Source organism: Xanthomonas sp. SHU 199, assembly GCF_000364665.1.
GTDB lineage: Bacteria > Pseudomonadota > Gammaproteobacteria > Xanthomonadales > Xanthomonadaceae > Xanthomonas_A > Xanthomonas_A sontii.
Window position 1 is genome coordinate 1 of sequence record NZ_AQOI01000237.1, and the last position, 10,876, is coordinate 10,876.

Below are 10,876 nucleotides of genomic sequence, written 5' to 3' on the forward strand. Positions count from 1 at the left end.
AACGGCGAGCGCCTGGCCCTGGACGTCCATCTCAAGCAGGCCGCCGGCCCCGGCGCGCCGCGCTGGACGCTGGGCGTGGCCATCGGCGAGCAGCGCCGCCCGGCCTACGACGCCACCCTGCGCTACGGCCCGCTGGCGGCGATCCCGGTCGCCTTCCGCGAGACCGGCCGGCTGGCCGGCGACACGCTCGGCATCCTGCGCCGCATGCTGACCGGCGAGGCCTCGCTGAAGAACGTGTCCGGCCCGATCACCATCGCCAAGGTCGCCAACGTCTCGGCCAAGCAGGGCCCGGACTGGTTCCTGAATTTCCTGGCGCTGCTGTCGCTGAGCCTGGCGATCATGAACCTGCTGCCGATCCCGATCTTGGACGGCGGGCACTTGCTGTATTACCTTATCGAGTTGGTCAAGGGCAGCCCGCTGAGCGAGCGCGCCATGGCGGCGGGGCAATTCGTGGGCCTGACGTTGCTGGCAGGACTGATGGGGTTGGCGTTCTACAACGACCTCTTCGGCCAGGCCCTGCGATGACCCGCGCCGATCCACTCGACCCGCTGTCGTCTTGCGCCGGCGCCCATGCAACAACGATATCGACCTCTACCGGACGTGACATGACGAGATTTCCCACTCGCCGCCTGCTTGCCCTCGCCCTCGCCGCCAGCCTCAGCCTGCCGGCCCTGGCCCAGGTAGCGGAGCCCTTCACCGCCAGCGACATCCGCGTCGACGGGCTGCAACGCATTTCGTCCGGCACCGTGTTCACCTACCTGCCGGTGGAACGCGGCGACACCGTGGACGAGGCCAAGGTCGCCGAGGCGATCCGTGCCCTGTACCGCACCGGCTTCTTCGAGGACGTGCGCGTCGACCGCCAGGGCAACATCCTGGTGGTCACGGTCAAGGAGCGCCCGGCGATCAACAAGCTGACCGTCACCGGCAACAAGGACATCAAGAGCGAGGAACTGCTCAAGGGCCTGTCCGACATCGGCCTCAGCGAAGGCGGCACCTTCGACCGGCTGAGCCTGGACCGGGTGACCCAGGAGCTGACCCGCCAGTACAACAACCGCGGCAAGTACAACGTCGAGATCACCCCGACGGTGAGCCCGCTGGACCGCAACCGCGTCGACGTGGCCATCGCGATCAAGGAAGGCAAGGCGGCCAAGATCCGCCACGTCAACCTGATCGGCACCGAGAAATTCCTCAACAAGGACATCCTGGAGAACTGGGAGTCGCGCGAGCACAACTGGCTGTCCTGGTACCGCCGCGACGACCAGTACTCCAAGGAAAAGCTGTCCGGCGACCTGGAGAAGCTCAACTCCTGGTACCTGGACCGCGGCTACGTCGACTTCAGCGTCGACTCCACCCAGGTGGCGATCAGCCCCGACAAGCGCGACATGTACCTGACCGCCGGCATCACCGAGGGCGAGCAGTACAAGATTTCCGACATCAAGGTCACCGGCGACACCATCCTGCCGCAGGAAGAGATCGAGAAGCTGGTGATCCCCAAGGCCGGCGACACCTTCTCGCGCGCGCTGCTGGAATACAGCTCCGACGCCATCACCAACACCCTGAGCAACATCGGCTACGCCTTCGCCAAGGTCACGCCGATCCCGACCACCGACCGCGAGAAGCGCACGGTGGCGGTGAACCTGCAGGTGACGCCGGGCCCGCGCGTGTCGGTGCGGCGCATCGTGTTCCGCGGCAACACCCGCACCTCCGACGAAGTGCTGCGCCGCGAAATGCGCCAGTTCGAGGACACCTGGTACTCGCAGGCGGCGATCGACCGCTCCAAGATCCGCCTGCAGCGCCTGGGTTATTTCGAGTCGGTGGACGTGGAAACGCCGCCGGTGCCGGGCAGCAACGACAAGGTCGACGTGGTCTACAACGTCAAGGAGACCACCTCGGGCAGCTTCACCTTCGGCCTGGGCTATTCGCAGACCTACGGCGTCACCACCTCGGTGCAGCTGTCGCAGAACAACTTCCTCGGCGGCGGCAACCGCGTCGCGGTGGACGCCTCGCGCAGCAGCTACCAGGAGCGCTACGCGTTCTCCTACACCAACCCGTTCTTCACCGACGACGGCGTGTCGCTGGGCTACAACCTGTCGTGGCGCAAGCTGGACTACTCCGACTTCGGCACCGCGCAGTACAACAGCACCAACGGCGCGGCGCAGGTGATCTTCGGCGTGCCGATCACCGAGACCGACAGCGTCTCGCTGATGTTCGGCGTGGACAGCAACCAGATCACCACCTATCCGGGCTTCACCCCGCAGGCGATCATCAACTACATCGACGCGATCGGGACCAAGACCTTCCACGCCTGGCGCAGCGAGCTCGGCTGGGCGCGCGACACCCGCAACGACTACTTCATGCCCACCCGCGGCATGTACCAGCGTGTGGGCCTGGAAGCCACCCTGCCCGGTTCGACCGTGGAGTACTGGAAGCTCAACTACCAGATCTCCAAGTACTGGCCGATCTCGCCGGCGCTGGTGCTCAACACCCGCGCGGAGTTCGGCTACGGCGACAGCTACGGCAGCGACGTGTCGCGCGACATCTGCGGCACCTACACCAGCGATGCGCAAGGCACGACGACCTACAACCCGCAGGCCTGCAACGGCTCCAACCTGATCCGCAGCGTCACCGCCTCGGGCCTGCCGTTCTACGAGAACTTCTACGCCGGCGGCACCAACTCGGTCCGCGGCTTCGAGGACAACACCCTCGGCCCGCGCTCGGAGGCCACCGCCTCGTACCGCCGCGGCCAGCCGCTGGGCGGCTCGTTCAAGACCGTGGGCTCGGCGGAAATGTACTTCCCGAAGCTGTTCGACAGCCCGTCGGCGCGCATTTCGGCGTTCGTGGACGTCGGCAACGTGTTCAATGGCGTGGACAACTTCAAGTCCAACCAGTTGCGCGCCTCCACCGGTATCGCCCTGCTGTGGCGGGCCCCGGTCGGCCCGATCTCGATCAGCTATGCGATTCCGTTGAAGAAGGAAGACAACGACGAGATCGAGCGCCTGCAGTTCACCTTTGGTGGACAGTTCTAAAAGAACTGCCCACCCGCTGCCAGGGCTGCGCCCTGGCAGCCAGGTTTTCGCTGCGCGAAAACCTGCTGGGGCTTGGCTTGCCTAATCCCCGCGCCTGTCGGCGCGCCCCGAGCGCGTCACCGCATTCGCGCTGACGCCCCACGATTCGCGTTGCGAATCGCGGGCCCCGGCTCATCACTCTCCGAATCCCCGCGCCTTCGGCGCGCCCCCTTTACCAAAGGGGGCTTTGCTCCAGTCAATTGATCGCGACCTGTCTGGGATAGCGTTGCGAGAGCGGCGCGCTCGCCCTACGCGGCCGTACGTATGACCGTGCTGGTGGCACACGGTAGAATCTCCCGGTGAATACTTCGACCTATACCGCTGACGAGATCGCCGAGCGTTTCGGCCTGCAGGTGCATGGCGACGGAAGCGTCGCGGTGCGCGGCGTGGCCACGCTGGCGCAGGCCGGCCCGGGACAGCTCAGCTTCCTGGCCAATCCCCGCTATCGGGCGCAACTGGCCGACAGCACGGCGGCGATCGTGGTGCTGCGTGCCGACGACGCCGAGGCGGCGCCGGGGACCGCACTGATCGCGCGCGATCCGTACGTCGCCTTCGCCAAGATCGCCGCGCTGTTCGACGTGGCCCCGCTGCGACCGCCCGGCATCCATCCCAGCGCCAGTATCGATCCCAGCGCGCAGGTCGCGCCCGGCGCGCACATCGGCGCGTTCGTCAGCATCGGCGCGCGCAGCGTCATCGGCGAGGGCTGCGTGATCGGCCCCGGCTGCGTGATCGGCGAAGACTGCCAGGTCGGCGCCGGCAGCGAACTGATCGCCCGCGTCACCCTGGTCACCCGGGTGCGTCTGGGCCAGCGCGTGCGCGTGCATCCCGGTGCGGTGCTCGGCGCCGATGGGTTCGGTCTGGCGATGGACGCCGGCCGCTGGATCAAGGTGCCGCAGCTCGGCGGCGTCCGCATCGGCGACGATTGCGAGATCGGCGCCAACACCTGCGTGGACCGCGGCGCGCTGGAAGACACCACCCTCGAAGAAGACGTGCGCCTGGACAACTTGGTGCAGGTCGCGCACAACGTGCACATCGGCGCGCACAGCGCCATCGCCGGCTGCACCGGCATCGCCGGCAGCGCCAAGATCGGCCGCTACGTGATGCTCGGCGGCGCGGTCGGCGTGGTCGGCCACCTGGAGATCTGCGACAAGGTCGTGGTCACCGGGAAGTCGGTCGTGCGCAACTCCATCCACGAGCCGGGCGAGTACTCGTCCGGCACCCCATTGACCGACAACCGCACGTGGCGCAAGAACGCCGCGCGCTTCAAACAGCTCGATGCCCTGGCCCGTCGCATCCTGTCTGTCAGCAAGGAGAAGGAATGAGCCACGATCAGCCCCTGCCGGACGCCACCCTGCCGGACATCAACCAGATCCGCGCACTGCTCCCGCACCGCTACCCGTTCCTGCTGGTGGACAAGGTGGTCTCGCTGGATTTCGAGAACCGCCGGATCGTCGCGCACAAGAACGTCAGCATCAACGAGCCGTACTTCCAGGGCCATTTCCCGGGCCAGCCGATCATGCCCGGCGTGCTGATCATCGAGGCGCTGGCGCAGGCCGGCGGCATCCTGACCCAGCTGGCGATGGGCCGCGACGCGCAGTCCAAGCTGTTCTACATGGTCAAGGTCGACAACGCCCGCTTCAACAGCCAGGTGGTGCCCGGCGACGTGCTGGAGCTGCACGTGGAAATCAAGCGGGTGATCCGCAACATGGCGGTGTACTACGGCGAGGCCAAGGTCAACGGCAAGGTCGTGGCCTGCGCCGAAGTGCTGTGCGCCGGCACCCGCGAATGACCCTGGCAGGAGACCTGCGATGAGCGCCAACGCTCCCCTGATTCACCCCTCCGCGATCATCGATCCCGGCGCGAAACTCGCCGCCGACGTGCGCGTCGGCGCCTTCACCGTGATCGGCGCCGAGGTGGAGATCGGCGAAGGCTGCGAGATCGGCTCGCATTGCAGCATCGTCGGCCCGACCCGGCTCGGCCGCGACAACCGCCTGGTCGGCCACGTCGCGCTCGGCGGCGACCCGCAGGACAAGAAGTTCGCCGGCGAACGCACCGAACTGGTGATCGGCGACCGCAACGTGATCCGCGAGTTCGTCACCGTCAGCCGCGGTACCGGCAGCGGCGGCGGCATCACCCGCGTGGGCAGCGACAACTGGTTCCTCGCCTACACCCACGTCGCCCACGACTGCATCGTCGGCAACCATTGCGTGTTCTCCAACAACACCACCCTGGCCGGGCACGTGGAAGTGGGTGACCACGTGATCATCAGCGGCTTCGCCGGCGCACACCAGTTCTGCCGCATCGGCGATCACGCCTTCCTCGGCATGGGCGCGCTGATCAACGGCGACGTGCCGCCGTTCACCATGGTCGGCGGCAATTCCCTGGGCCGCCCGCGCGGCATCAACAGCGAAGGCCTGAAGCGCCGCGGCTTCGATCCCGAGCGCGTGGCCGCGATCAAGCGTGCGTACCGCGCGCTGTACGTGGCCGGCCTGCCGCTGGCCGAGGCCAAGCACCAGTTGGCGGTGCTGGCCGAAGGCAGCGAGGACGTGCGCGCGATGCTGGAGTTCATCGAATCCAGCGAGCGGCCGTTGTTGCGATGACGGCCGGGAATGGGGAATGGGGAATGGGGAATGGGAAGAGCGGTCGCCCGCCCGGCCCCGGCCCTGCTGTTGCTTCAACCATTCCCCATTCCCCATTCCCCATTCCCCGCGCAGCGAAGCTGCGCATCGCCCTGGTCGCCGGCGAAGCCTCCGGCGACCTACTGGGTGCGGGGCTGATCGAGGCGTTGCGCGCGCGCTATCCCGACGCGGAGTTCGCCGGGGTCGGGGGCGAGGCGATGCGCCAGGCCGGGTGCCAGACCTGGTTCGACGCCAGCGAGCTGGCGGTGATGGGTCTGCTGGAGGTGCTGCGGCACCTGCCGCGCCTGCTGAAGCTGCGCCGCGCGCTGCGCGAGCGGCTGCTGGCCTGGCGCCCGGACATGTTCGTCGGCATCGACGCGCCCGACTTCAACCTGGGCGTGGAGCGCTGGCTGAAGCAGCGCGGGCTGCGCACCGTGCATTACGTCAGTCCATCGGTATGGGCCTGGCGCGAGCAGCGCGCGGCCAAGATCGGCGCCAGCGCCGACCGGGTGCTGTGCCTGTTCCCGATGGAGCCGCCGATCTACGCCAGGCACGGCGTGGACGCGCGCTTCGTCGGCCACCCCATGGCCGATGCGATCGCGCTGCACGAAGACCGCGGCGCGGCGCGTGCGTCCCTGGGCGTGGCCGCCGACGTGCCGGTGCTGGCGGTGCTGCCGGGCAGCCGCCTGGGCGAGATCGGCAAGCTCGGCGACACCTTCTTCGCCGCCGCCGCGCAGGTGCTGCAGCAGCTGCCGGACGCGCGCGTGCTGGTGCCGGCCGCCAATGCCGCGTGCAAGGCGCTGATCGAAGAACAACTCGCGCGCTCGGCCTTGCCGGCGGCCGCCACCCGGGTGCTGGACGGCCACGCCCGCACCACGCTGCTCGCCGCCGATGCGGTGCTGCTGGCCTCCGGCACCGCGACCCTGGAAGCCATGCTCGTGAAGCGGCCGATGGTGGTCGGCTACAAGGTCGCCCCGCTCACCTACCGCATCGTCAAGGCGCTGGGCCTGCTGAAGGTCGACCGCTACGCCCTGCCCAACATCCTCGCCGGCCACGACCTGGCGCCGGAACTGATGCAGGACGCCTGCACCCCCGACGCCCTGGCCGCCGCGCTGCTGCACTGGCTGCGCAACCCGCAGGCGGTGGCGGCGCTGCAGCCCGAATACGAACGCCTGCACCTGCTGCTGCGCCAGGACGCCTCGGCGCGCGCGGCCGATGCGGTGCTCGAATTGCTGGAGGGCCGGGAATCGGGAATCGGGAATCGGGAATCGACAGGAGCAACGGCATGAAGCGCTCCCTTCCCCCGCCGTCGCCGCAGCAGTCGCTTTTGTCCCATTCCCCATTCCCCACTCCCGATTCCCGGCTCTATGCCGGCGTCGACGAAGCCGGCCGCGGTCCCCTGGCCGGGCCGGTGGCGGTGGCGGCGGTGGTGTTCGATCCGGCGCGCACCCGCATCAACGGGCTGGACGATTCCAAGCAGCTGACCGCGGCGCGCCGCGAGACGCTGTATGCGCGCATCGTCGAGCGCGCGCTGGCCTGGCAGGTGGTGCTGATCGAGGCCGAGGAGATCGACCGGCTGAACATCTACCAGGCGACCATGCTGGGCATGCGCCGCGCGGTCGAGGGCGTGGCACACGTGGCCGGCTTCGCCCGCATCGACGGCAACCGCGTGCCCAAGGGTCTGCCCTGCGCCGCCGAGGCGCTGGTCGGCGGCGATGCCCGCGACCGCGCGATCATGGCCGCCTCGATCGTCGCCAAGGTCACCCGCGACCGGATCATGCAGCGCCTGCACGACGAACACCCGCACTACGGTTTCGACCTGCACAAGGGCTACGCCACCCCGGCGCACCTGGCCGCACTGGCCGCGCACGGTCCCTGCATCCACCACCGGCGCAGCTTCGCGCCCGTCAGGATGGCCCTGGCGGGCCGGGAGCCGGCCGTGGAGATTGGGGATTCGCTGGAGTCGCTGCAGCTCGCGTAGGACGTTCGACTGGGTCGGGCCGGCATCGCGCGCACTCAACGCGCAATGAGACCGCAAACGAATCCCCAATCCCCACTCCTGAATCCCCGCCCCTCGCTGTCAAGCCTTGCCCGGCTCGCCCCCCGCCGCTACCCTGCCCGGGCATCGCTCTGGTTCCGCATGTCCACTTCCCGCTTCGCCCATCTGCACATCCACACCGAGTTCTCGCTGGCGGATTCGACCATCCGTGTGCCCGAGAAACCGGATCAGGCTGACCCGAAGAAAGCCAAGCAGGCCAACCTGCTCAGCCGCGCGGTGGAACTGGACCTGCCCGCGCTGGCGGTCACCGACCTCAACAACCTGTTCGCGCTGGTCAAGTTCTACAAGGCCGCCGAGGGCGTGGGCATCAAGCCGATCGCCGGCGCCGACCTGCTGATCGCCGACGGCACCCAGGCGCCGTGGCGGCTGACCGTGCTGTGCCGCAATCGCGACGGTTACCTGAGCCTGTCGCGGCTGCTGACCCGCGCCTGGCTGGAAGGCCACCGCAGCGAAGGCGGCGTGGCGCTGCGCCCGGAATGGCTGCAGACCGGCAGCGACAACCTGTTCGCGCTGGCCGGCCGCGAGAGCCTGGCCGGGCGCCTGGCCAGCGAAGGCCGCCACGATCTGGCCGAGCAGCAACTGGCCGACTGGCAGCGCATCTTCGGCGACGGCCTGCACCTGGAACTGACCCGCACCGGCCGCGACGGCGAGCAGGCGTTCAACCAGTTCGCCCTGCACGCCGCCGGCACCCGCGGCCTGCCGGTGATCGCAAGCAACGACGTGCGCTTCCTGTACGCCAGCGACTTCGCCGCGCACGAGGCGCGCGTGTGCATCTCCTCCGGCCGCGTGCTCGACGATCCCAAGCGACCGCGCGACTACAGCGACCAGCAGTACCTGAAGTCGGCCGAGGAAATGGCCGCGCTGTTCGCCGACATCCCCGACGCCATCGACAACACCCTGGCGCTGGCGCAACGCTGCAACATCGAGATGCAGCTGGGCACCTACTTCCTGCCCGCCTACCCGGTGCCAGACGACGAGACGCTGGACAGCTGGATCCGCAGCCAGTCGCGCGACGGCCTGGCCGCGCGCCTGGAGAAGAACCCGCTGGCGCCCGGCAAGACCCGCCAGGACTACGTGGACCGGCTCGAGTTCGAGCTGGACACCATCATCAAGATGGGTTTCCCCGGCTACTTCCTGATCGTGGCCGACTTCATCCAGTGGGGCAAGAACCAGGGCATCCCGATCGGCCCGGGCCGCGGTTCCGGCGCCGGCTCGCTGGTGGCGTGGGCGCTGCAGATCACCGACCTGGATCCGCTGCCGTACAACCTGCTGTTCGAGCGCTTCCTCAACCCGGAACGCGTGTCGATGCCCGACTTCGACATCGACTTCTGCATGGATCGCCGCGACGAGGTGATCGACTACGTGGCGCGCAAGTACGGCCGCGACCGGGTCAGCCAGATCATCACCTACGGCACCATGGCGGCCAAGGCGGTGGTGCGCGACTGCGGCCGCGTGCTCGGCTTCCCGTACGGCCTGGTCGACGGCGTCGCCAAGCTGATCCCCAACATCCTCGGCATCACGCTGAAGGATGCGATGGGCGAAGGCAAGGACAGCGAGATGGCCTCGCCGGAGCTGATCCAGCGCTACCAGGCCGAGGACGACGTCCGCGACCTGATGGACCTGGCGAGGCAGCTCGAGGACCTGACCCGCAACGCCGGCAAGCACGCCGGCGGCGTGGTGATCGCGCCGACGCCGCTGTCCGACTTCTGCCCGCTGTTCGCCGAACACGACGTCGACAATTTCGGCAAGAACCCGGTCACCCAGTTCGACAAGGACGATGTCGAGCAGGTCGGCCTGGTCAAGTTCGACTTCCTCGGCCTGCGCACCCTGACCATCATCGACTGGGCGGTGAAGGCGATCAACGTGCGCCACGCGCGCGCCGGCATCCCGCCGGTGGAGATCGCCGCGATCCCGCTCGACGACGCGCCGACCTACAAGGGCATCTTCGCCTCGGGCAACACCGGTGCGGTGTTCCAGTTCGAATCCTCGGGCATGCGCCGGCTGCTGAAGGACGCCCGCCCCGACCGCTTCGAGGACCTCATCGCGCTGGTCTCGCTGTACCGCCCCGGCCCGATGGACCTGATCCCCTCGTTCAACGCGCGCAAGCACGGGCAGGAGGAGATCGTCTATCCCGATCCGCGCACCGAAGCGATCCTGAAGGACACCTACGGCATCATGGTGTACCAGGAGCAGGTGATGCAGATGGCGCAGATCGTCGGCGGCTACTCGCTGGGCGGCGCCGACCTGCTGCGCCGCGCGATGGGCAAGAAGGTGCCGGCGGAAATGGCCAAGCACCGCGAGATCTTCCGCGAGGGTGCGGCCAAGGGCGGCGTCGGCGAGGCCAAGGCCGACGAAATCTTCGACCTGATGGAGAAGTTCGCCGGCTACGGCTTCAACAAGTCGCACGCCGCCGCCTACGCGCTGGTCAGCTACCAGACCGCGTGGCTGAAACGCCACTACCCGGCCGAGTTCATGGCGGCCACGCTGTCCTCGGACATGGACAACACCGACAAGGTGGTCGGCTTCCTCGACGAGGTGCGCAACCTCGGCCTGACCGTGCTGCCGCCGCGCATCAACGCCTCGGCCTACATGTTCGAGGCGGCCACGCCGGACACCATCCAGTACGGCCTGGGCGCGATCAAAGGCGTGGGCCGCGGCGCCTGCGAGGCGATCGTGGCCGAGCGCGAGCGTGGCGGCGAGTACGCCTCGCTGCTGGACTTCTGCACCCGCGTGGAGTCGGCGAAGCTCAACAAGCGCACCCTCGAGGCGATGATCAACGCCGGCGCGATGGACGGGCTGGGCGCCAACCGCGCCACGCTGATGCTGCAGCTGCCGGAGGTGATGAAGGCAACCGAGCAGATGGCGCGCGAGCGCGCCTCCGGGCAGAACTCGCTGTTCGGCGGCACCGATACCAGCGCCCCGGCGCTGCGCCTGGACCTGCCGGAGAGCAAGGAATGGCCGCTGGGCCAGTTGCTGGCCGGCGAGCGCGAAACGCTGGGCTTCTACCTCAGCGGCCATCCGTTCGATCCGTACCGCGACGAAGTGCGCGAACTGGTCGGCTGCGACCTGAGCGCGCTGGAGAAGATCTGCGCGCAATCCGGCGGCGGCCGCAGTGGCGGCGGCGACGGCGAGAA

The 10,876-nt window shown here is 68.5% G+C and carries 8 protein-coding genes; all 8 read left to right on the top strand.

Annotated features, from left to right (window positions below):
- On the top strand, window positions 1-525 hold a 525-nt coding region (locus D183_RS0109530; protein WP_017908790.1), incomplete at its 5' end, for a site-2 protease family protein.
- 80 nt (window positions 526-605) lie between these two features.
- Window positions 606-3,026, top strand: coding sequence for an outer membrane protein assembly factor BamA (gene bamA, locus D183_RS0109535; protein ID WP_017908791.1), 2,421 nt, complete (start codon window positions 606-608; stop codon window positions 3,024-3,026).
- 338 nt (window positions 3,027-3,364) lie between these two features.
- Window positions 3,365-4,387 (top strand): UDP-3-O-(3-hydroxymyristoyl)glucosamine N-acyltransferase, encoded by a 1,023-nt coding sequence (lpxD, locus tag D183_RS0109540; RefSeq protein WP_017908792.1) that lies wholly within the window; start codon window positions 3,365-3,367, stop codon window positions 4,385-4,387.
- Window positions 4,384-4,854: a 3-hydroxyacyl-ACP dehydratase FabZ gene (fabZ, locus tag D183_RS0109545; protein WP_010344048.1), complete on the top strand. Its 471-nt coding sequence runs from the start codon at window positions 4,384-4,386 to the stop codon at window positions 4,852-4,854. Before lpxD ends, fabZ begins: the two co-directional genes overlap by 4 nt.
- A 19-nt stretch (window positions 4,855-4,873) precedes the next feature.
- On the top strand, window positions 4,874-5,665 hold the full coding sequence (gene lpxA, locus D183_RS0109550; RefSeq protein ID WP_017908793.1) for an acyl-ACP--UDP-N-acetylglucosamine O-acyltransferase: 792 nt from the start codon (window positions 4,874-4,876) through the stop codon (window positions 5,663-5,665).
- Between the two features lie 23 nt (window positions 5,666-5,688).
- Window positions 5,689-6,972 carry a lipid-A-disaccharide synthase gene (lpxB, locus tag D183_RS0109555; RefSeq protein ID WP_026144339.1) on the top strand — a complete coding sequence of 428 codons (1,284 nt, stop codon included), beginning with the start codon at window positions 5,689-5,691 and terminating at the stop codon, window positions 6,970-6,972.
- Window positions 6,969-7,664, top strand: coding sequence for a ribonuclease HII (locus D183_RS0109560; RefSeq protein ID WP_026143203.1), 696 nt, complete (start codon window positions 6,969-6,971; stop codon window positions 7,662-7,664). The genes lpxB and D183_RS0109560 overlap by 4 nt, the downstream gene beginning before the upstream one ends.
- A gap of 159 nt (window positions 7,665-7,823) precedes the next feature.
- The coding region (dnaE, locus tag D183_RS0109565; RefSeq protein ID WP_017908796.1) for a DNA polymerase III subunit alpha at window positions 7,824-10,876 on the top strand (3,053 nt) is incomplete at its 3' end.